The organism is Streptomyces sp. S.PNR 29 (assembly GCF_030386795.1).
Taxonomy (GTDB): Bacteria; Actinomycetota; Actinomycetes; order Streptomycetales; family Streptomycetaceae; genus Streptomyces.
Genome location: NZ_JANUQM010000004.1, coordinates 16,693 through 38,553, shown reverse-complemented (window position 1 = coordinate 38,553; position 21,861 = coordinate 16,693). Strand labels below are relative to the sequence as shown.

The window sequence follows — 21,861 nt, the reverse complement described above, 5'->3', positions numbered from 1 at the left end:
GTCAAAAGGGGTGATCCACTACTCAGTGTCGCCTAGCGCCCGGTCAGGCGTCTGGCGTTTTCCAGGTGCGCGGTGAGCTGCTTCTGGATGCGTTCGGTCGCCTCGTCCAGCGCCCGGCGGGTCCGCCGCCCGCTTCCGTCGCCCGCGTCGAAGGGGTCGCCGAAGACGACGTCGATGCGGTGGCGCAGCGGTGGCAGCCCTCGTATCAACCGTCCGGGCCGCTCGGAACTTCCCAGGACGGCGACCGGCACGATCGGTGCGCCGCTGCGGACGGCGAAGTAGGCGAGCCCGGCGCGCAGGGAGGCGAAGTCGCCCTCGCCCCGGGTGCCTTCCGGGAAGATGCCGAGCACGCCGCCGGCCGTCAGGACGTCGAGCGCCTGCGTGATCGCCGTGCGGTCGGTCGTCTCCCGGTCCACCTTCAGCTGGCCGATGCCGGTCAGGAACGGGTCCAGCGGCCCGACGAACGCCTCCTTCTTGATCAGGAAGTGCGTCGGCCGGGGCGCCACGCCCATGACCATCGGGCCGTCGATGTTGTGGGAGTGGTTGACGGCGAGGATCACCGGGCCGGCCGCGGGCACCCTCCAGGCGCCGAGCACGCGCGGCCGCCACAGCCCGTACATCAGGCCGACGCCGATGCGCCGCCCGACTTCGGCGCCCCGCTCCGAAGGCACGGACGGTGAGGTCACTTCCCGGCCCGCTTCTCCTCGACGAGGGTGACGACACACTCGATGACCTGGGCCAGCGTGAGGTCGGTGGTGTCCACCTCGACCGCGTCGTCCGCCTTGGCCAGCGGGGAGGTCTTGCGGCCGGAGTCGGCGGCGTCGCGCTTGAGCAGCGCCTCGCGGGTGGTGTGCACGTCCGCGCCCTTGAGCTCACCGCTGCGGCGGGCGGCGCGGGCCTCCGGGGAGGCGGTGAGGAAGATCTTCAGGTCGGCGTCCGGCAGGACGGTGGTGCCGATGTCGCGTCCCTCGACGACGATGCCGTGCGCGGCGGAGGCCGCCAGCGAGCGCTGCAGCTCGGTGATCCGGGCGCGCACCTCCGGTACGGCGCTGACCGCGCTGACCTTGGAGGAGACCTCCTGGGTGCGGATCGGGCCGGAGACGTCCACGCCGTCGACCGTGATGGTGGGGCCCGTCGGGTCGGTGCCGGAGACGATCTCGGGCTTGCCAGCCGCGGCGGCGATCGCCTGCGGGTCGTCGGTGTCGATGCCGTTGTTCACCATCCACCACGTGATCGCCCGGTACTGGGCGCCGGTGTCCAGGTAGCTGAGGCCGAGCTGCGCGGCCACGGCCTTCGACGTGCTCGACTTGCCCGTGCCGGCGGGGCCGTCGATGGCGACAATCACTGGCGTGGCGCTTTCCACAGTGGGGACCTTCCTGGACCGGGCTGGCGGGGGTGGGGGCGCGACTGCCCCGCACAAGGTTACTGGGTGCGCGTACCCCGATCGGCCCAGCCCGGCGGCAACCCGCTACTGCCGGATCGCCCAGCCCCGCTCCCGCAGCGCGGCCTCCAGCACCGGCGCCGCCTTCGGCTCCACCATGAGCTGCACCAGACCGGCCTGCTGCCCGGTCGCGTGCTCGATCCGTACGTCCTCGATGTTGACGCCGGCCCGGCCCGCGTCCGCGAAGATCCGGGCCAGCTGCCCGGGCTGGTCGTCGATGAGGACCGCCACCGTCTCGTAGACCCGCGGAGCGGACCCGTGCTTGCCCGGGACCCGGACCTGCCCGGCGTTGCCGCGGCGCAGCACGTCCTCGATGCCGACCGTGCCCTCCCGGCGTTTGTTCTCGTCGGAGGACTGCAGGGCGCGCAGTGCCCGCACCGTCTCCTCCAGGTCGGCGGCGACGTCCCCGAGCAGGTCGGCGACCGGACCCGGGTTCGCGGAGAGGATGTCGATCCACATGCGGGGGTCGGAGGCGGCGATGCGGGTCACGTCCCGGATGCCCTGTCCGCACAGGCGTACGGCCGCTTCCTCGGCGTGCTGCAGGCGCGCGGCGACCATGCTGGACACCAGGTGGGGCATGTGGGAGACGAGGGCCACGGCACGGTCGTGGGCGTCGGCGTCCATGACGACCGGCACCGCCCGGCAGTGCGAGACCAGCTCCAGGGCCAGGTTCAGCACCTCGGTGTCCGTGTCCCGGGTCGGGGTCAGCACCCAGGGGCGGCCCTCGAAGAGGTCGCCGGTGGCGGCCAGCGGGCCGGACTGCTCGCGGCCGGACATGGGGTGCGTGCCGATGTACGCCGACAGGTCGAGCCCTCGCGTCTCCAGCTCGCGGCGCGGGCCGCCCTTGACGCTGGCCACGTCGACGTAGCCACGTGCGGCACCGCGCCGCATGGCGTCGGTGAGCACGTCGGCCACATGGGCCGGCGGGGCGGCGACGATCGCGAGGTCGACGGGCCCGGCGGGCGGCTCCTCGGTGCCGGCGCCGAGCGCGGCCGCCGTACGGGCCTGCTCCGGGTCGTGGTCGACGAGGTGGACGACGACGCCCCGCTGGGTGAGGGCGAGGGCGGCGGACGTGCCGATGAGCCCGGTTCCGATGACGAGTGCGGTCCTCACTGGGCGATGTCCTTGCGCAGGGCGGCCGCGGCGCCGAGGTAGACGTGCGCGATGTCGGCGCGGGGCCGGTCGGACTCGATGTGCGCGAGGACGCGGACCACGCGCGGCATGGCGCCCTCGATGTCCAGTTCCTGAGCGCAGATCAGCGGGACGTCCACGATGCCGAGCTTGCGGGCGGCGGCCGCCGGGAAGTCGCTGTGCAGGTCGGGCGTGGCCGTGAACCAGATGCTGATCAGGTCGTCCGTGGCCAGGTCGTTGCGTTCCAGGATGGCGGTGAGCAGGGCTCCGACCTGCTCGTCCATGTGGCCGGCTTCGTCCCGCTCCAGTTGGACGGCGCCCCGGACCGCTCGTACCGCCACGGCGATGCTCCTTGCTGATGTGCGTATCGGCTCTTGGTCCGTCCAGCCTAGTCAGCTCACGCCGTACCGGTGCGCGACGCCCGCCCCCTGAGACGGGCGGCATCCCCGAACCCCGCGCCCGTCAGGCGTCCCAGAGCGCCCCGAGCGCGAGCAGGTCCCCGTGGTACTCGATGCGGTCGGCCCACTCGGCCGGCCAGACGTCCGCGCCCAGGTACGCGCCCGCGAAGGCGCCCGTGAGGCAGGCGATCGAGTCGGAGTCGCCGGAGGTGCAGGCGGCACGGCGCAGGGCCGTCAGCGGTTCGTCGACGAAGAGCAGGAAGCAGAGCAGGCCGGTCGCCAGGGCCTCCTCGGCGATCCAGCCCGCGCCGGTGGCCAGACACGGGTCGGTCTCGGGCGAGACGGTGCGCACGGCGCCCTGGAGGCGCTCCAGGGCCTGGACGCACTCGTCCCAGCCGCGCGCGATGAAGTGCTCCGGGGTGGGGTCCTGGCCGCGGGTCCACAGGTCGCCCAGCCAGCGCTGGTGGTAGTGGCTGCGGTTGTCGTACGCGTACGAGAGCAGCAGCTCTGTCAGCCCGGCCGGCTCGGCGCCCTGCGCGAGCAGCCGTACGGCGTGCGCGGTGAGGTCGGAGGCGGCGAGGGCCGTCGGGTGCCCGTGGGTGAGCGCGGACTGCAACTGGGCGGCGCCGGCGCGCTGTTCGTCGCTCAGTGCCGGGATGAGCCCGATCGGGGCCACGCGCATGTTGGCGCCGCAGCCCTTGGAACCGACCTGGCTGGCGTCCTGCCAGGGCCGGTCGTCGCGCTCCAGCAGCCCACAGGCCCTGAGGCAGGTGTTGCCCGGCGCGCGGTTGTTCTCCGGGGAGCGGTTCCAGGCGATGAACTCCTGCCGTACGGGCTCGGCCATCCCCTCGGGGCCGAGCACGCCCCGGTCCATGGCCGTCCGCAGGCCCCGCCCCAGCGCCAGGGTCATCTGCGTGTCGTCGGTGACGATCGCGGGCGTCGGCAGCCGCATCTGCCGCCAGGGCCCGCACTTGGCGAGGATCGACGGGACGTCGTTGAACTCGGCCGGGAAGCCGAGGGCGAGGCCGAGGAGTGCTCCGGTTGCGGCACGTTTGGACACGCGATTCACCATCCCCTTTTATCGTCATGCTGACAATAAATGGGGATGGTGATCATGGCAAGGCGTTCTGAAGGCTTCTATCTGAAGGCTTCTAGAGGTCGACTTCCTTCATCAGCATGCCGACCTCGGTGTTGGACAGCCGCCGCAGCCAGCCCGACTTCTGGTCGCCCAGGGTGATCGGGCCGAAGGCGGTGCGCACCAGCTTGTCGACCGGGAAGCCGGCCTCGGCGAGCATGCGGCGCACGATGTGCTTGCGGCCCTCGTGGAGGGTGACCTCGACGAGGTAGTTCTTGCCGGTCTGCTCGACGACCCGGAAGTGGTCCGCGCGCGCGTACCCGTCGTCCAGCTGGATGCCGTCCTTGAGCTTCTTGCCCAGGTCGCGGGGGATGGGGCCGACGATGTGCGCGAGGTAGGTCTTCTTCACGCCGTACTTGGGGTGGGTCAGCCGGTGCGCCAGCTCACCGTGGTTGGTGAGCAGGATGACGCCCTCGGTCTCGGTGTCGAGCCGCCCGACGTGGAAGAGCCGGGTCTCGCGGTTGGTGACGTAGTCACCGAGGCACTGACGGCCCTCCGGGTCCTCCATCGTCGAGACGACACCGGCGGGCTTGTTCAGCGCGAAGAACTGGTACGACTGGGTCGCCACGGTCAGCCCGTCGACCTTGACCTCGTCCTTCTCCGGGTCGACCCGGCGCCCCTGCTCGGTGACGATCTCGCCGTTGACCTCGACCCGCGCCTGCTCGATCAGCTCCTCGCAGGCGCGCCGGGAACCGTAGCCCGCGCGCGCGAGGACCTTCTGCAGCCGCTCGCCCTCCTGTTCGGCGCCGGGGAAGGTCTTGGGCAGCTTGACGTCCTTCTTGCCCGCGTACCGCTCCCGGTTGCGCTCCTCTGCCCGCGCCTCGTACTCCCGGGAGCGGGCAGGGGCCGTACGGCCACGCTGGGGCTGCGCCTTCTTCGGCGCGCCCTTGGCGCCGCCGCGGGCCGCGCCACCGCGCCCGGACTTGGGCCCGTCCTTGGTCGCCCCGGGGCCGACGTCGTAGCGGCGCTCCTCGGGGCGGGGCTTGCGGGGGCGTCCCTGCCCCTGCTTCTGGTCCCTGTTGTTGCCGGCGCCACGGTAGTTACCGCGCCCGCCGTTCCCGCCGCTCTTGCCGTTGCCGCTGCTTCGCATCAAAGTTCCGTCGTCGTCGTGATAGGCATGTTCGTCGAGGGACCGTCGTCCATGTCCGGGGCGTCCGGATCGAACGACGGTACGCCTTCCTGGGTCTCGGCCTCGATCGCCTCCGCCTCCGGGAGGAAGGGCGCGAGCTCCGGGAGCTCGTCCAGACCGCGCAGGCCCATCCGTTCCAGGAAGTAGTTCGTCGTCCTGTACAGGATGGCACCTGTTTCGGGTTCCGTGCCCGCCTCCTCGATCAGACCGCGCTGCAGGAGGGTGCGCATGACGCCGTCGCAGTTCACGCCTCGGACGGCCGAGACCCTGCTGCGGCTGACCGGCTGACGGTACGCGACCACGGCGAGGGTCTCCAGCGCGGCCTGGGTGAGGCGGGCGTGCTGGCCGTCGAGCACGAAGCCCTCGACGGCCGCCGCGTACTCGGGCCGGGTGTAGAAGCGCCAGCCGCCCGCGACGAGGCGCAGTTCGAAGCCGCGTCCCTGGACGGTGTACTCGTCGGCCAGCTCGCGCAGCGCGTCCGCGATCTGCCGTCCGGGCCGCTGAAGTATCTTCGCGAGGTGCTCCTCGGTCGCGGGCTCGTCCACGACCATGAGGACCGCCTCCAGGGCGGGCTTGAGGTCGAGGTCGGCCACGGTCCGCAGACCCGCGGGCACCTCGCTGGTCTCCTCGCTCACGCCTTCTCCTCCTTGGGCACTTCGGGCGGTCGGTCGAACTCGTCGGTCACCATGGGCCCGGCGTCCGCGTCCCCGCCGGTCCAGCGCACCAGCAGCTCGCCGAGCGCGGTCTCCTGCTCCAGCGCCACGGCCTTCTCGCGGTACAGCTCCAGCAGGGCCAGGAACCGGGCCACGACGGTCAGTGTGTCGTCGGTGTCCTCGACGAGCGACCGGAAGCTGGCCTCGCCGAGCTCCTTCAGCCGCGCGACGACGATCCCGGCCTGTTCCTGCACGCTGACCAGCGGCGCGTGGATGTGGTCGACGTACACCTGCGGCTTGGGCTTGGGCTGCATCGCCTTGACGGCGAGCTTGGCGAAGCCCTCGGCGCCGATGCTGATGACGACCTCGGGGAGCAGTTCGGCGTGGTGGGGTTCGAGTCCGACGGTACGCGGGTAGCGGCGGGCCTCCTCGTCGAGCCTGCCGCTGAAGATGTCCGCGATCTGCTTGTACGCCCGGTACTGCAGCAGCCGCGCGAACAGCAGATCCCGGGCCTCCAGCAACGCCAGGTCGGCCTCGTCCTCCACCTCGGCGGCCGGCAGCAGCCGCGCCGCCTTGAGGTCGAGCAGGGTCGCGGCGACGACGAGGAACTCGGTCGTCTCGTCGAGGTCCCAGTCCGGACCCATCGCCCTGATGTACGCCATGAACTCGTCGGTCACCTTCGACAGGGCGACCTCGGTGACGTCCAGCTTGTGCTTGGAGATCAGCTGGAGGAGCAGGTCGAAGGGGCCCTCGAAGTTGGCCAGCCGGACCTTGAAGACGCCGTCGCCGGGCTCTTGGGGGGCGGAAGGGTCCGGCGGCTCACCCGGAGGGGGCCCGGGAGCCGGTGCGGGCTCCGGTTCCGGGGCGGCGGCCTCCGGCTCCGGTTCTGGTTCCGGAACCACGACCGCGGGCTCCGGCTCCGGTTCTGGAACTACGACCGCGGGCTCCGGCTCCGGCTCCCGTGGAGCGACCTCCGGCTCCACAGGCACGACCGGCCCCATACCGGGCACACCGGGCGCGACCGGTGGAGCCGCCGGCGCCGCGCCCGGCCCACGGCCCAGCGCACGCCGACGGCCGGCCGCGCCGCCGGAGGCTGAGGAACCGTTCGAGGTCATAGCCCCCGCAGGCTACCGCTAAGCGGAGACCGCTCAGCGCCCACGCAGCCGACGTACGAGGATGCTGGCGTCCCCTCTGGTCTCCAGATCCGCGAGCACGACGGCGACCGCCTCGCGGACGATCCGCCCGCGGTCGACGGCCAGCCCGTGTTCGCCCCGGAGCACCAGACGGGCATGCTCCAGATCCATGAGTTCCTCGGCGGAGACGTAGACGGTGATCTTCTCGTCGTGCCGCTCACGGCCGCTGGGCCGCCGCGTGGCCGCCCGCCCGCGCTTGCGCGGCGCCGCGGCGGCGGAGGCGGCCTGCGGCGCGGCAGAACCTTCCTGCGCCGCACGCCTCGCGGACCGCTCCGTGCCGCGGCTGCGCGACTCACCGGCCTCGGCCGGCTCCGCGTCCGCCGCGACGTGCTCCACCCCCTCGCCGTCGCCGCCCTGCGCGGGCACCGACTGCGGCACCTCCTCGGCGGCCGCCGCCGGCTCGCTCTCCCCCGCGGGAGCGGGCACGCGTGCCTCGCCGTTGGCCTGACGCCTGGGAGTGGACGACTGCAGCGCCATCCCCCCTGTCGTACGGAAGAGTTCGTCGGCCCCCGGCAGACTCACTCGGCGTGACACCGGGCGAGCACCTCCCTGGCGAGCTGGCGGTAGGCGGCGGCACCGACGGAGTTGGAGGCGTAGGTGGTGATCGGCTCTCCGGCGACCGTGGTCTCCGGGAAGCGGACCGTGCGCCCGATGACCGTGTGGTAGACGTGGTCGTCGAACGCCTCGACGACGCGCGCGAGCACCTCTCTGCTGTGCACCGTGCGCGAGTCGTACATGGTGGCCAGGATCCCGTCGAGCTCCAGCTCCGGGTTGAGCCGCTCCTGGACCTTCTCGATGGTCTCGGTCAGCAGCGCCACACCGCGCAGGGCGAAGAACTCGCACTCCAGCGGCACGATCACCTTGTGCGCGGCCGTCAGGGCGTTGACGGTGAGCAGACCGAGTGAGGGCTGACAGTCGATCACGATGTAGTCGTAGTCGGGCAGCAGCGGCTTCAGCGCGCGCTGCAGCGTCGACTCGCGGGCGACCTCGGAGACCAGCTGGACCTCGGCCGCCGACAGGTCGATGTTGCTGGGCAGCAGGTCCATGTTGGGGACCGCGGTCTTCAGCAGGACCTCGTCGGCCGCCATGCCCCGCTCCATGAGCAGGTTGTAGACGGTGAGGTCGAGCTCCATCGGGTTGACGCCGAGTCCGACCGACAGCGCGCCCTGCGGGTCGAAGTCGACGAGCAGCACGCGGCGCCCGTACTCCGCGAGCGCGGCACCCAGGTTGATGGTCGACGTCGTCTTGCCGACGCCGCCCTTCTGGTTGCACATCGCGATGATCTTCGCGGGGCCGTGGTCGGTCAGCGGGCCGGGGATCGGGAAGTACGGCAACGGGCGTCCGGTCGGGCCGATGCGTTCGCGGCGCTGGCGGGCCGCGTCGGGCGCGAGCGTGGCCGCGTACTCGGGGTCGGGCTCGTACTCCGCGTCGGGGTCGTAGAAGTGCCCGTCGGGCAGTTCGTCGTAGTCGGCGAAGTGGTTGTGGGGCGCGCCACTTCCGTCGCCGGCCATGGCGTTCACGTGTTGGCCATCCATGCTCTGGGGTGCTGTCGGAGCCATCTGCGGACTCTGACTCTGGTGGGCTGCGAAGGTGCGCACAGCGACGGAGCCGACAGCCTCGAACCGCCCGGGGCCCTGGCCCCGTGCAGGCATTCCTGGTTGACCACCCCCGGGAGTAAATGTCGACTCATTCACAAGTCGTCTTACCTCCTTGGTGACCAGGAAACTTCTAGACAGGTCAGCGTGGCACCATGCCGACGGTTGGCGACTCTATGGCGTGTCGGCGGTTCGCAGCAACACAATCCGCCGGACCCGGCCCGATGTGTCGGCAATGAAACATCCCGCTGTCAAGGGCGTACGGCCGTCGCACGGCAGGTTTCACCGGTGCGCGAATCGGTTGAAGGGTTACGTTCGAGGCGAGTTGGCCGAGAATCGCAAAGTGACCATACACACATCCGGCCGGACCTTGTCGGCAAGGTCCGGCCGGGTGCGGGGCGTTGACGACTCGTGTTGACGTATCGCCTTGACCAGTTGGTGACTTAGCCGGCCTACGCCGTGCGCCTCCTCAGCCGAGCAGCGAGGCGAGCTCCACGTGCTCCAGGCCGTGCGCTTGGGCCACGCCCTTGTACACGACCTTGCCGTCATGGGTGTTGAGGCCCTTGGCCAGCGCGGGGTCGCGGCGCAGCGCCTGGGCCCAGCCGTGGTCGGCCAGCTCGATGACGTACGGCAGCGTGGCGTTGGTCAGCGCGTAGGTGGAGGTGTTGGGCACCGCGCCGGGCATGTTGGCGACGCAGTAGAAGACCGACTCGTGGACCTTGAAGGTCGGTTCGGCGTGAGTGGTCGGCCGGGAGTCCTCGAAGCAGCCGCCCTGGTCGATCGCGATGTCGACAAGGACACTTCCCGGCTTCATCCGGGACACCAGCTCGTTGGTGACCAGCTTCGGGGCCTTGGCGCCGGGGATGAGGACGGCACCGATGACGAGGTCGGCCTCCAGGCACGCCTTCTCCAGCTCGAAGGCGTTGGAGACGACGGTCTGGATCTTCGTGCCGAAGATCTTGTCGGCCTCGCGGAGCTTGTTGATGTCCTTGTCGAGCAGGGTCACGTGGAAGCCCAGGCCGATGGCGATCTGCACGGCGTTCCAGCCGGAGACACCGCCACCGATGACCACGGCCCGCCCGGCCGGCACGCCCGGGACGCCGCCGGGCAGCACCCCGCGGCCGCCGCCCGCGCGCATCAGGTGGTAGGCGCCGACCTGCGGGGCGAGGCGACCGGCCACCTCGGACATCGGGGCGAGCAGCGGCAGCGCGCGGCTCGGCAGCTCGACGGTCTCGTACGCGATCGCCGTGGTGCCCGACTGCAGCAGGGCGTCGGTGCATTCCCTGGAGGCGGCCAGGTGCAGGTACGTGAAGAGCGTCTGGTCCTTGCGGAGGCGGTGGTACTCCTCGGCGACGGGTTCCTTGACCTTCAGCAGCAGGTCGGCCGAGGCCCACACCTCGTCGGCGGTCGGGAGGATCTCCGCACCGGCGGCGACGTACTCGTCGTCCGGGATCGAGGAGCCGACACCGGCACCGTGCTCGACGACGACCTGGTGGCCGTGGCGCACCAGCTCGTGCACGCCGGCGGGGGTGATGGCCACCCGGAACTCGTTGTTCTTGACCTCGCGGGGAATGCCGACCTTCACGTCGATCACGGTCCTTGGCTCGGAGGGTATGGGGGCATTACAGGGCATACCCGGAAGCGCTCAGGCACACCGGGATAGACCGCAGGAGAACGTGCGGCAGAGCCAGTCTAATGAAGGTGTTCCCGCTGTCTAGCCTTTCATTGCATCAATCTTCAGCGGATGTACTACGGATTTCGCAGGCGTTAGCGTCCTGTTCCAGAGGTTCTGGGTCCGGATCGGCCTCAGAGAGCTCATCGCCCGGCTCCTCCCCCAGCATCCGTTCGGCCGCCCTGCGGTGCAGATGGGCCGCCGTGGGGTCGCCGAGGCGTTCGAGCGTGTCGGCGAGCCGCAGGTGCAGGGCCGCCTGCAGCCGTACGTCCTCGGCCCGGCGCGCCCATTCGACGGCCTCCTGGCAGGTGCTCAGCGACTCCTCGGGGTGCCCGGCGTACTCCTGGACGCGGGCCAGCTCGCTCAACGCCCGGGCGTGGGCGGGAACATCACCGGTCCGGCGGTGTCCGGCGATCGCGGCCCGCCAGCCCCGCAGCGCCTCGCCGTAGCGGCCCGCGTAGGTGTGGGCGGTGGCGATACGGCCGTACAGCCGGGCGGCGTCCGCCCGCTCGCCCCGGGCGAGCCGTTCGGTCAGGGCCCGGCCGAACCAGTCGGCGGCCCGGTCGTAGTCACCGAGCTCCAGGTGGGCGCCGCCCACGGATTCCATCGCGCGGCCGGTCGCGTACGGGTCGTTCGCCTCCCGCCCGGCGTCCAGCGCGGCCCGGTAGCGCACCAGCGCCTCGGCCGTGCGGCCGGTGCGGGCGTCGAGGTCGGCCAGGTTCAGCAGGGCCGCCGCCTTCTCGCGGGGCAGGTCGCGGCGCTCGGCCACGTCGAGGACGAGGCGGTGGATGCCGTACAGGTCCGGGGCCGCGGCCTGCGTGCCGAAGTGGGCGACCATCGCCCGCACCAGCTGGGCCATCAGCCGCCGGGCCAGGGTGTCCAGCTCCCCGTCGGCGACGGCGAGACGGGCCATGGCGAGCAGCGCGGGCCGGCGCAGGCTCAGCCACTCGGCGGCGGCCCGGGGATGGGGGAAGCGCAGGGAGCTCGGCATGCCGAGGAGCTTCTTCGCGGCCTGCGGGCTGTCGGTCTCGGTGATCGCCCGGCAGGCCTGCAGCAGCCGTACGGCCCGCTCCAGCATGCGGGCACGGGCCAGCTGGAGCTCGGCCGGACGGTCGTGGTGGTCGGCGAGGACCTTCAGCAGGGGGTACAGGCAGCCGGGGACCTCGTACTGCGGCAGTGGTGAGTCCACGGCGTGCAGCAGGCCGAGGCGGACGAAGTCGTCCAGGGTGGTGCGGGCGCCGCTCACCGCGCAGCCGGCCAGCGCGGAGGCGGTGTGCGCGTCGACCAGACCGGCCGGGGCGAGGGAGAGCAGCCGCAGCATCCGCGCGGCGGGGCTCGGCAGGGACGCGTAGGCGAGGCGGAAGACGCGGTGGAGGGGTGTTCCCTCGTCGCCCTCCGCGCGCAGCTGCTTGGCGAAGTCGGCGACGGTCGCCTTGGGGCGGGCGGCGAGCCAGCCGCCGGCCAGCGTCAGCGCGGCGGGCTGCCCCTGGCAGAGCTCGGCGAGGCTCTCGGCGGCGCGGGGGTCGACGGTGATGCGCACCGAGCCGGTGTGCCGGGACAGCAGCTCCACCGCGGACTTGGTGTCGAGGCCGCCGAGGGTGCACGGGCGGACGTCCGCGATCCCGGTCAGGGGGCCCTCGGCGACGGCGACGACCAGGCAGTCGGGGGTGTCCGGCAGGAGGGCGTCGACCTGCTCGGCGTCGGCGGCGTCGTCGAGCAGGAGCAGCACCCGGCGGTCGGCCAGGGCCTCGCGGAAGGTCGCCGTGAGGTCGTCCTCGGCGGCTCCGGCGGGCGCCTGCCGCTCCAGGGCGGTGAGCAGCTCGCGGGCGGTCTGCTCGACGGGAACCGGGGTGCCGTCGGGGTCGCTCAGGCGGGCACGCAGCACCCCGTCCGGATAACCGTCCGCGACCTGGCGCACCAGCTCCTCGGCGAGTGCCGTGCGGCCCGAGCCGGGCCGGCCGGCGATGAGCAGCACGCGCGCGCGGGGAGCCTTGCGACCGGCGAGGGTGTCGAGGCCGGCGCGCTCGATGTCGGCGCGCAGCTCCTTCAACTCCCGGGTGCGGCCCAGGAACCGGCTCTCCTCGGGAGCGTCGTACCACAGCCGCACCCCGTCCGTGTCCACCGCCTGTTCCGTCACGGGCCACGCTCCCGATCCCACCGCACGTCGGCGCCCGCCGGGACTCCGGATCGGGCGTTTCCCGAGCCTAGTTCACGCTCTGCTACGGTCCGGGCGGAGCACGGCGGGCACATCCCCCGATCGGATCAGCAGATGGTCACACCGCCAAGGGCGCAGCGTTCAGGACTCGAACGGACGTGCCGGCCACGGCGCCTCCGCCGGCCGCAGCGCCTCCAGCCCGTCGCCGTTCTGCGCGGCGACCAGCGACAGCACACCCACGACCAGACAGTTGTTGTGCAGTTCTCCCGCGAGCACCAGGCGTACCAGGTCTTCGACGGGCACCCGCTCCAGCTCCATGTCGGCCTCTTCGTCCGCGACCTCGAAGCGCTCGCCCTCGGCCTCGGACAGATCGCGGGCGAGGAAGATCCGCACGGCCTCGTCGCAGCCGCCGGGGGTGGTGTAGACGTCGGTCAGCACCCGCCAGTCCTCGGCCTTGACGTGCGCCTCCTCGTACAGCTCGCGCTGGGCGGCGTGCAGCGGGTTCTCACCGGGGACGTCGAGCAGGCCGGCCGGGATCTCCCACAGCTTGTGGCGCACGGGGTGGCGGTACTGGCGCAGCACCAGGACGCGGCCGGCGTCGTCGAGGGCGAGGACGGCGACGGAGCCGGGGTGGACCTGGTAGTCGCGGGTGACGACCGAGCCGTCGGGCATGACCACGTCGTCCGTGCGGACGGAGGTCTTCTTGCCGACGAAGGGGGTGTCCGTCGCGCGGATCTCCCACTCCTCGGGAGTGTCCTTGATCGTCATGCCCTGTCCCTCCACACGTGCAGAAAAAGCAGTCGGGGTGCTCACCTTTTGAAGGTATGCACCCCGGCCACCGTACAACTGGTGTGTTACTTGGAGTTCTTCCGCTCGACCGCGGCCTTCACCAGGCCGGCGAACAGCGGGTGCGGACGCGTCGGACGCGACCGCAGTTCCGGGTGCGCCTGGGTGGCGACCAGGTACGGGTGGACGTCGCGCGGGTACTCGACGTACTCGACGAGCTTGCCGTCCGGCGAGGTGCCGGAGAACACGATCCCGGCCTTCTTCTCCAGCTCGGCGCGGTAGGCGTTGTTCACCTCGTAGCGGTGGCGGTGCCGCTCCTCGACGTACTCCTTGCCGTCGTAGACCTCGCGGACGATGGAGCCCTCGGCGAGCTTGGCCGGGTACATGCCGAGCCGCATCGTGCCGCCCATGTCGCCCTCACCCGCGACGATGTCCAGCTGCTCTGCCATGGTGGAGATGACCGGGTGGGCGGTGGCCGGGTCGAACTCCGTGGAGTTGGCGTCGGAGATGTCGGCGAGGTTGCGGGCCGCCTCGATCACGATGCACTGCAGGCCGAGGCAGAGGCCGAGCAGCGGGATCTTGTTCTCACGGGCGTAGCGGATGGCGCCGACCTTGCCGAGGACGCCGCGGTCGCCGAAGCCGCCGGGGATGCAGATGGCGTCGACGTCGCCGAGCTGGGCCTTGGCTCCGGCCGGGGTCTTGCAGTCGTCGGAGGTGACCCACTTGATCTTCACGCGGGCCCGGTTGGCGAAGCCGCCCGCGCGCAGCGCCTCGGTGACCGAGAGGTAGGCGTCGGGCAGGTCGATGTACTTGCCGACCAGCGCGAGGGTGATCTCGTGGTCCGGGTTGTGGACGCGGTCCAGCAGATCGTCCCAGGTCGTCCAGTCCACGTCACGGAACGGCAGGTCCAGCTTGCGGACCACGTAGGCGTCCAGGCCCTCGCCGTGCACGGTCTTCGGGATGTCGTAGATCGAGCGGGCGTCGGGGCAGGCGACCACGGCGGCCTCGTCGACGTCGCACATCAGGGAGATCTTGCGCTTGATCGCGGTCGGTACCTCGCGGTCGCAGCGCAGCACGATCGCGTCTGGCTGGATACCGATGTTCCTCAGGGCCGCGACCGAGTGCTGGGTCGGCTTGGTCTTGAGTTCACCCGAGGGCCCGATGTAGGGCAGGAGAGAGATGTGAACAACGAAGACGTTGTCACGGCCGACCTCGTGCCGGACCTGACGGACGGTCTCCAGGAAGGGCAGCGACTCGATGTCGCCGACCGTGCCGCCGACCTCGGTGATCACCACGTCCACCTCGTCGGTGGCCATACGGCGGATGCGGTGCTTGATCTCGTTGGTGATGTGCGGGATGACCTGCACCGTGTCGCCCAGGTACTCGCCGCGCCGCTCCTTGGCGATCACCGTCGAGTAGACCTGGCCGGTGGTGACGTTGGCGGAGCCGTCCAGGTCGCGGTCGAGGAAGCGCTCGTAGTGGCCGATGTCCAGGTCGGTCTCGGCGCCGTCGTTGGTGACGAACACCTCACCGTGCTGGAAGGGGTTCATCGTGCCCGGGTCGACATTGAGGTACGGGTCGAGCTTCTGCATCACGACCCTGAGGCCCCGCGCCTTGAGCAGCATGCCGAGGCTGGAGGCCGTCAGGCCCTTGCCGAGAGAGGAGGCGACGCCCCCGGTGACGAAGATGTGCTTGGTCGTCGAAGATTTGGGCGGCATGGCCAAGAGGGGGCTCCCGTGGTCGCGGTATGGAGTGCGGTGCGGCTGCCTCACCGGAATGTCCGGGGTGCCGTCGCTGCGGTTCGGGGGTCCCCTTCGGATTTTTCGCCTTCGGGGGGCGCCCACCGGTCCACGGGCTACCAGCGTATCAGCGCCGCGGCCCGATGGCTTCCGGCCACGCTCCGCGCACGCGTCGACACGGAGGTGCCCGCTCTCACCCGTTGCTCACCCGTTCGGCGGCCTCTCCTTGCCGAGAGCGGCACGCAGATCATCTACGTGCGTCGTATCCTGCTCGGACACTCACTGCCGAGCCCGGCCGGAAACACGGCACCACCCCCGCCCGTAATCACCGGAACAACGAGAGCTCGTCAGTTCGTTGAGCAACAATTGTCGTTTGGCGTCACAGCCGCGCGGCTGCTTTGCTTCAACGCTCAACGACGCATTACAACGACCCCTTGACCGCACTAGCGACAGCCCCCTTGCGGGGTGACGTGGCCGTTCGACTGGAGTTGCACGTGGCCGGGCGCATCGAAGACTACGCACTCATCGGAGACATGCAGACCGCTGCCCTGGTCTGCCGGGACGGGACAGTCGACTGGCTGTGTCTGCCCCGCTTCGACTCGCATGCCATCTTCGCCGGTCTGCTGGGCAACGAGGAGCACGGCTTCTGGCGGCTCGGCCCCGCCCACGCCTCCGACCAGCAGCCGCCCACGGCGGCCCGGCGCAGCTACCGCGGCGACTCGCTGATCCTGGAGTCGGAGTGGGACACGCCACGCGGCACGGTCCGGGTGATCGACTTCATGCCGCCGCGAGACGGCGCCCCGCAGCTCGTCCGCATCGTGGAAGGCGTCTCGGGCCGCGTGCCGATGCGCTCGGCGCTGCGCATGCGCTTCTCCTACGGCCGGATCGTGCCGTGGGTGCACAAGCACGACGGGCGCACGGTCGCCGTCGCGGGCCCGGACAGCGTGTGGTTCGACACACATGCCGAGACCTACGGCAAGTCGCTGACCACGTACGCGGACTTCACGGTCGCTCCGGGTGACCGGATCGCCTTCACCATCTCCTGGCAGCCCTCGCACAAGGAGGCGCCGCCGCTGCCGGAGCCGGAGCAGTCGCTGGAGGCGACGGAGGAGTTCTGGCGGGAGTGGGTCGAGCACTGCACGTACCACGGCCCCTACCGCGAGCCGGTGATCCGCTCCCTGATCACGCTGAAGGCGCTGACGTACGCCCCGACGGGCGGCATCGTCGCCGCGCCCACGACCTCCCTGCCGGAGGACATCGGCGGCGTCCGGAACTGGGACTACCGCTACACCTGGCTCAGGGACGCGGCGATCACCCTGTCCTCGCTGCTGCGCACCGGCTACCGCGAGGAGGCCCGCGCCTGGCGTGAGTGGCTGCTCCGGGCGGTCGCCGGCGACCCCGAGAACCTGCAGATCATGTACGGCATCGCGGGCGAGCGCGAGCTCGGCGAGGCGGAGCTGGACTGGCTGCCCGGCTACGAGAACTCCGCGCCGGTCCGGGTCGGCAACGGCGCCGCGCACCAGCTCCAGCTGGACGTGTACGGCGAGGTCACCGAGGCCCTGCACCTGGCCCACATGACGGGCCTGGCCCGCAGCGACTACGCCTCCCTGCTCCAGCTGAAGCTGATCCGCTACCTGGAGGACCACTGGCAGAACCCGGACGAGGGCATCTGGGAGGTGCGCGGCCCGCGCCGCCACTTCGTGCACTCCAAGGTCATGGCCTGGGTCGCCGTCGACCGCACGATCAAGCTGATCGAGTCCGGCGACGTGGACGGCCCGCTGGAGCGGTGGAAGGAGCTGCGGGACGACATCCACCGGGACGTGTGTGAGAAGGGTTACGACAAGGAGCGCAACACCTTCACGCAGTCGTACGGCTCGAAGGAACTGGACGCGTCCCTGCTTCTCATCCCGCAGATGGGCTTCCTGCCCCCCGACGACAAGCGGGTCATCGGCACCATCGAGGCGATCCAGCGCGAGCTGTCCACGCCGGACGGCTTCATCCTGCGCTACCCCACCTCGGGCGGCGACGAGGGCGTCGACGGCCTTCCCGGCGACGAGGGCGCGTTCCTGGCCTGCTCGTTCTGGATGGCGGACGACCTGGCGATGATCGGCCGCGTGGACGAGGCCCGCAAGCTGTTCGAGAAGCTGCTGTCGCTGCGCAACGACCTCGGTCTGCTGGCCGAGGAGTGGGACCCCCGCCTGAAGCGCCAGGTCGGCAACTTCCCGCAGGCCTTCAGCCACGTTCCGCTCATCGACACGGCCCTGCGTCTGACGGCTTCGGGCGCGTACGGCGGCTGAACTCCTCTGACCCCGGTGGGATTTCGGGTCGGCGATCACGGGAAACAGCATTGACGGGGCTTCCGTGCGAATGTTGGATTTCCGAACGGACCCAGGTTCAGACCGTCTGGCAGGGGGAGCGATGACGTCGTCCGGATCGGTGCAGGACGAGGAGATCGGCCTGGCGGCCGCCCTCGGTGCGATACGCCGGGAACTGGCGCAGGCGATGAGCGCGGCGGAGGCCGAGGGAGGACCGGTACGGCTCTCGGTGTCCTCCCTCGAACTCGAACTGCAGACGACACTCACCCGGTCCGGTGGGGTGAACGGCGGCATCCGGGTCCATGTGATCTCCGCCGGGGCGCAGCGCTCGGAGGGCCGCAGTGACGTGCAGACCCTGCGGCTCCAGCTGGACGCTCAGACGATCGACAACCAGCCGGTCCGCACGAACGACACCGTGAGCCGACGGCCGAGGTGACCCGTGATGGTGACGTCCGGCCTGGACGTGGCCCGGGTCGCCCGAGTCGTCGGTGACCTGCCCGATCCCGACCAGTGCAGTCTCGGCAGCGGTTACCGGATCTCCGGCCGGCTGGTCCTGACGGCCTCCCATGTGCTCGACGGCACCACGGCCGTGGCGGTCGTACTCGGCGAGGACGGCACCCACCGGCCCGTGACGTGCGTATGGCGGGACCGCAGGCTGGACCTGGCCCTGCTGAGGCTCGACACGGATCCCGGCAGCGCCGTCGATCCCGTGCTGCTGGGGAGCATCGACCGCAGCAGACCGAGGGAAGTGGCCGCCCGAGCCGTCGGCTACCCCAGGTACGCCGAGATCGACCGGAGTACGCCGGACACGCCGGGCGACGTCACGCGGGCCCGGGTCGCGGTCCGCTGCTCGCTCCGTACCGCCGACACCGGTGAGGCGCCGGAAGACCTGCGCATCGGTATCGAAGGCGCGGCACCCGCCCCGGCGCCGCGCGGTGCGAGCCCCTGGCAGGGCATGTCCGGGGCGGCCGTGATCACCACGGACTCCGGACTCCTGGTCGCCGTGTTCCGCGAACACCTCACGGCGAGCGGGGTCAGCACCCATGAGGTGACGGCGCTCGACCTCGTCGACGACGAGGAGTGGAGGGCGCGGCTGCGCGAGGAGGGCGTCGACCCGCGGCCACGGCCGGCGCTGCCGGACGGCTGGAACCACGTCGGGAAAGCGCTCAAGCAGCACCACGTCCACTGGGAGCGGGTCCGTCACGGGCAGCAGCCACTCGTGCAGGAGAAGCTGCGCTTCGTCGACCCCGGCGACGACAGTTCGCCCGGCAGCATCCTCGACCGACTCGGCGAACTGGCGAGCAGACCGGGCCTGCCCGCCGGAGTGGTGCTCACCGGCAAGCCCGGAGCGGGCAAGACACGCCTGTGCCTGGAGACCGCCACCCTGGCCGACAGCCGGGACTGGCTGGTCGTCCACCTCACCGAGCAGGCGCCCCTGACCCGGGTCTGGGACAGCGTCGGCACAGCGGCGGGGAGAGGCAGCAAGGTGCTGGTGGTCGCCGACGACATCGACTGGCTTGACGCAGCGGCCGACACCTACAGCACCATCTGCTCCGAGGCCCACGCGTCCGAGGTCCCCCTGGCCGTGCTGACGACCGCACGGGAGATGCGGTTGGCGGAACTCGCGCGCGAGGCCCTGCTCCCACACACGACCTTTGACACCGTCAACGTCCGCTGGGACTCGCGGTACCACGCTGACATCTGCCGGGAAATGGTGCGCCAACGGGCCCGGAAAGCGGTCAAGCAGAAGGGCCGGCGGTACATGGAGCGGTTCTGCGCCGGCCCTCCGGCGGTCAGCCAGCTGTATGCCTCGATCTACGAGAACCAGGCCGACGCGGGAAAGGACCTGGCGGACGTCGTGCCCCGCCTCGACGACGCCGGCGAGGAGGGGCCGAACTTCGACGCCTGGCTGAAAGGCCTGTTGGGAGGCATCGGGCTGCCCGCGGCGTTCAGGTACGGCGACGCCGACCCCGCGACGGTGGCCGTGGCCCGGATCGCCGCCCTTTCCCCCTGTCCTCTGACGACCGCCCTCGACTTCTTCGCCCAGGGTGCCGATGACCCACGCCGGAAGGCGGGCGCGTGGAAGATCATGCGGCTCATGGACAACGGCTTGCTCTACGCCCAAGACGACATGCTCCGGCCCATGCATGACCTCTACGCCGACTTCCTGCTCGGCCAGGCAGTCCTTCACACCGGCACCCCCAAAACCGTGTACGGGCAGGGTCTGCGCCAGGTGCTGGATAGTGGTCTCGCCGACGGCCACGCCCTGGAGCGGGTCGTCACGGCGGTGGACCGGCTGCGCGGGACGCTCGACGAAGCGGTGGACGACCGGCTGGGCCGTGCGATCGAGGCGTGGTGCGCCGAGCACCTCGCAGCCCTGCGGAAGCTGGTGGGAGTGGAGGCCCAGGACAGTGACGGCCAGGGACTGCAGGCCCTCCTCACCCGGCGCACCTGGCGCCAGGTGGCCGAACGGGAACTGGTCGAACCGTGGCTGCGACGGCACCATCGCAAGGCCGGGGCCCTGGACACCATCCTTGCCATGGAACGCCACCTGTCGTCCGGGATCAGTCGTCCCTACCTGATGGCCTGGATCCGCATCCACCCTCGCGGGCCCCGCACGGCGATGGCCATTCAGCAGGCGTTACGGGCCGACGACATCACCCCGGCGTCCAGGCAGTGGACGGCGGACCTCGCGTACGACTGGCTGAGCCACGCGAACAACGCTCTCCGCCTCAGCGCCTCCCGCCCGCTGCAGGCCCTCCTCAACCCCGCCAGGAACGGCCTGCCCCACCACGACGCGCGCATCGGCCCTGTCCTGAGCTGGGCGCTGCGCTGGCTCGACCGTTACGGCACCACGCGGGAGGCGACCTACGTGGCCAAGCCGCTCGTCCGCCGCCCCGAACTCACCGGGGCGGGCCTGGAGCGGACCGCTCGCCTGCTCCTGGACACGGTGGTGCCCGGCGCCCCGGAGAACGCCAGCTACGCCTTCGAACCCGTGCTCGTCAGACACCGGGAGTACGAGGACCTGCCCAAGGACGTGTTCGAGCAGGCCGTGACGGACTCCCTCGCCTGGCTGGAGGACCGCGCGGGGTACGGGCTGCGCCCCGAGGCGGCCTACGTGCTCAAAGAGCTGATCCATCCCAAGCTGCCCGGGCGGGACGCCCTGCCGCGTGCCGCGCAGGCCGCTGTGAACTGGCTCGCGGCGAACCCCGGACGGCACCAGCAGCGGGGCATGGTGCTGCCTCCGCTGCTGAAGAACATCGGCAAGGCCGAGCGCAGCGTTCAGGCACCTTTCACCGAGGACGAGCAGGCAGAACTCGGCCGCATGGCCACGGAATGGCTGTCGTCGTGCCACGGCGCTTCGCGCAAGAGCGTGAGCGAGATGCTCGGCGCCTTCCTGCGCACCGAGTTGCCCGACCGTGACCCCGAAGAGCTGCACCGGCTCGCGGACCAGGCGCTGGCCCTGCTGGAGGAGAGTCCCGATCCCAGCGTGGCGCGCTCCGTCCTGCCGCCCCTCTTGCGCAGGACGTTCGCCCCGGACACCACGGGCCGACTGCTGAAGGCGGCTTTCGGCCAGTTGCCCCCTGCTCCGCCGAGCAAGCACACGGCGTACCTGCTCACCTCACTGCTGAGGCGCCCCGGCCTCACCGATGACGAGTACGCCCAGGCGCTGGCCGCGACACTCCAGTGGCTGGACACCTACCCCCGGGAAGAGGGTGCGCTGGGCCTGCTGAACGTCGCGCTGAGCAGCAGCCGCACGACACGGGCCGACCGCGGCCGGCTGGCCGCCCGTGCGGTCCAGGTGCTGTCCCCGGACATGTTGGTGGCACCGGACGACGACAAGCCCTGGCTGACGATCTACCTCTGCGGGCGGCGCGCGGAGATCCACGCCGAGTGGAACCGCTTCGTCGCCCGCGCCTGCGACCTGCTGGAACAACAGGGACATCCGCGCAAGGCCAGGCTCGTGCTCGCCGAGATGCTGGCGGGAGCCGACGAACTCGACCCGCCGGTCCTCGAAGACCTGCACCGGGCGTGTCTCGACTGGTGCACCGTGCAGTACCGCGCCCAGCACGTCAGACACCTGGTGATCAAGCTGCTCGACAGCCGTGCGCTGTCCCCCGCTGCCCGCCGGCGCGCCTCCCAGATCGCACGGGGCAGGTTCCGGCCCGGCGCCGAGCGGAACAGCGCGAACGGCAGACTGCTGGAGGCCCTGCTGCGCAACGGGGACCTGCCCGACGCCGAAGCGGTCGGCCAGGTGCTGGACACCGCGCTCGACTGGCTGGAGGTGTTCCCGGGCAACCACTCCGCGGTCCACCCTCTGCTGGTGCAGCTGGCTCACTCCCTGCGCACCTCGCCCAAGGGGGTTCAGGGGGAACAGCGCGTGCGACGGGCGCTGGACCGTCTGGACACATGGCTGCGCGACCATCCCGACGCCGCCCCCGAGCAGCGCCAGGCTGTCGCCGGCCACCGCCGACATCTGGCTGCCCTGCTCCGCACCATCAAGAGCTGAACAGCACGG

The 21,861-nt window shown here is 71.1% G+C and carries 17 protein-coding genes; 3 read left to right on the top strand and 14 right to left on the bottom strand.

Annotated features, from left to right (window positions below; translation table 11 throughout):
• Nucleotides 1-32: 32 nt before the first annotated feature.
• The 14 genes from NW895_RS12635 to NW895_RS12570 all read right to left on the bottom strand — a co-directional run bounded on the left by NW895_RS12635 (nucleotide 33) and on the right by NW895_RS12570 (nucleotide 15,006).
• The gene (locus tag NW895_RS12635; protein ID WP_289935560.1) at nucleotides 33-686 is read right to left on the bottom strand and encodes a lysophospholipid acyltransferase family protein; all 654 of its coding nucleotides are present in this window, start codon (nucleotides 684-686) and stop codon (nucleotides 33-35) included.
• Entirely contained in the window at nucleotides 683-1,363 is a 681-nt protein-coding gene (cmk, locus tag NW895_RS12630) for a (d)CMP kinase (RefSeq protein WP_289935559.1), read from the bottom strand. The genes NW895_RS12635 and cmk overlap by 4 nt, the downstream gene beginning before the upstream one ends.
• A 105-nt stretch (nucleotides 1,364-1,468) precedes the next feature.
• Nucleotides 1,469-2,554, bottom strand: coding sequence for a prephenate dehydrogenase (locus tag NW895_RS12625; protein ID WP_289935558.1), 1,086 nt, complete (start codon nucleotides 2,552-2,554; stop codon nucleotides 1,469-1,471).
• On the bottom strand, nucleotides 2,551-2,913 hold the full coding sequence (gene aroH, locus NW895_RS12620; protein ID WP_289935557.1) for a chorismate mutase: 363 nt from the start codon (nucleotides 2,911-2,913) through the stop codon (nucleotides 2,551-2,553). The genes NW895_RS12625 and aroH overlap by 4 nt, the downstream gene beginning before the upstream one ends.
• A 121-nt stretch (nucleotides 2,914-3,034) precedes the next feature.
• Nucleotides 3,035-4,042, bottom strand: coding sequence for an ADP-ribosylglycohydrolase family protein (locus tag NW895_RS12615; RefSeq protein WP_289935556.1), 1,008 nt, complete (start codon nucleotides 4,040-4,042; stop codon nucleotides 3,035-3,037).
• Nucleotides 4,043-4,121: 79 nt separating this feature from the next.
• Nucleotides 4,122-5,195: a pseudouridine synthase gene (locus NW895_RS12610; RefSeq protein ID WP_289935555.1), complete on the bottom strand. Its 1,074-nt coding sequence runs from the start codon at nucleotides 5,193-5,195 to the stop codon at nucleotides 4,122-4,124.
• A complete protein-coding gene (gene scpB, locus NW895_RS12605) occupies nucleotides 5,195-5,869 on the bottom strand; it encodes an SMC-Scp complex subunit ScpB (protein WP_289935554.1) in 675 nt (224 codons plus the stop codon). The genes NW895_RS12610 and scpB overlap by 1 nt, the downstream gene beginning before the upstream one ends.
• Nucleotides 5,866-7,002 carry a segregation/condensation protein A gene (locus NW895_RS12600; protein ID WP_289935553.1) on the bottom strand — a complete coding sequence of 379 codons (1,137 nt, stop codon included), beginning with the start codon at nucleotides 7,000-7,002 and terminating at the stop codon, nucleotides 5,866-5,868. Before NW895_RS12600 ends, scpB begins: the two co-directional genes overlap by 4 nt.
• 33 nt (nucleotides 7,003-7,035) lie before the next feature.
• The gene (locus NW895_RS12595; RefSeq protein WP_289935552.1) at nucleotides 7,036-7,557 is read right to left on the bottom strand and encodes a hypothetical protein; all 522 of its coding nucleotides are present in this window, start codon (nucleotides 7,555-7,557) and stop codon (nucleotides 7,036-7,038) included.
• A gap of 41 nt (nucleotides 7,558-7,598) precedes the next feature.
• Nucleotides 7,599-8,732, bottom strand: a complete 1,134-nt coding sequence (locus tag NW895_RS12590; protein WP_289935551.1) for a ParA family protein — start codon at nucleotides 8,730-8,732, stop codon at nucleotides 7,599-7,601.
• Between the two features lie 412 nt (nucleotides 8,733-9,144).
• On the bottom strand, nucleotides 9,145-10,269 hold the full coding sequence (gene ald, locus NW895_RS12585; protein WP_289935550.1) for an alanine dehydrogenase: 1,125 nt from the start codon (nucleotides 10,267-10,269) through the stop codon (nucleotides 9,145-9,147).
• 136 nt (nucleotides 10,270-10,405) lie between these two features.
• Nucleotides 10,406-12,484, bottom strand: coding sequence for a tetratricopeptide repeat protein (locus NW895_RS12580; protein WP_289935549.1), 2,079 nt, complete (start codon nucleotides 12,482-12,484; stop codon nucleotides 10,406-10,408).
• 159 nt (nucleotides 12,485-12,643) lie between these two features.
• Nucleotides 12,644-13,270, bottom strand: a complete 627-nt coding sequence (locus tag NW895_RS12575) for an NUDIX hydrolase (RefSeq protein WP_289935548.1) — start codon at nucleotides 13,268-13,270, stop codon at nucleotides 12,644-12,646.
• An 86-nt stretch (nucleotides 13,271-13,356) separates the two neighbouring features.
• Nucleotides 13,357-15,006, bottom strand: coding sequence for a CTP synthase (locus tag NW895_RS12570; RefSeq protein WP_289935547.1), 1,650 nt, complete (start codon nucleotides 15,004-15,006; stop codon nucleotides 13,357-13,359).
• Between the two features lie 515 nt (nucleotides 15,007-15,521).
• On the opposite strand from NW895_RS12570, the gene NW895_RS12565 reads away from it, so the two are divergent.
• The 3 genes from NW895_RS12565 (at nucleotide 15,522) to NW895_RS12555 (ending at nucleotide 21,852) form a co-directional block, all read left to right on the top strand.
• Nucleotides 15,522-17,324: a glycoside hydrolase family 15 protein gene (locus tag NW895_RS12565; protein ID WP_289936005.1), complete on the top strand. Its 1,803-nt coding sequence runs from the start codon at nucleotides 15,522-15,524 to the stop codon at nucleotides 17,322-17,324.
• A gap of 121 nt (nucleotides 17,325-17,445) precedes the next feature.
• Nucleotides 17,446-17,778, top strand: a complete 333-nt coding sequence (locus NW895_RS12560) for a trypco2 family protein (RefSeq protein ID WP_289935546.1) — start codon at nucleotides 17,446-17,448, stop codon at nucleotides 17,776-17,778.
• A 6-nt stretch (nucleotides 17,779-17,784) separates the two neighbouring features.
• Nucleotides 17,785-21,852: a trypsin-like peptidase domain-containing protein gene (locus NW895_RS12555; RefSeq protein WP_289935545.1), complete on the top strand. Its 4,068-nt coding sequence runs from the start codon at nucleotides 17,785-17,787 to the stop codon at nucleotides 21,850-21,852.
• Nucleotides 21,853-21,861: the final 9 nt, after the last annotated feature.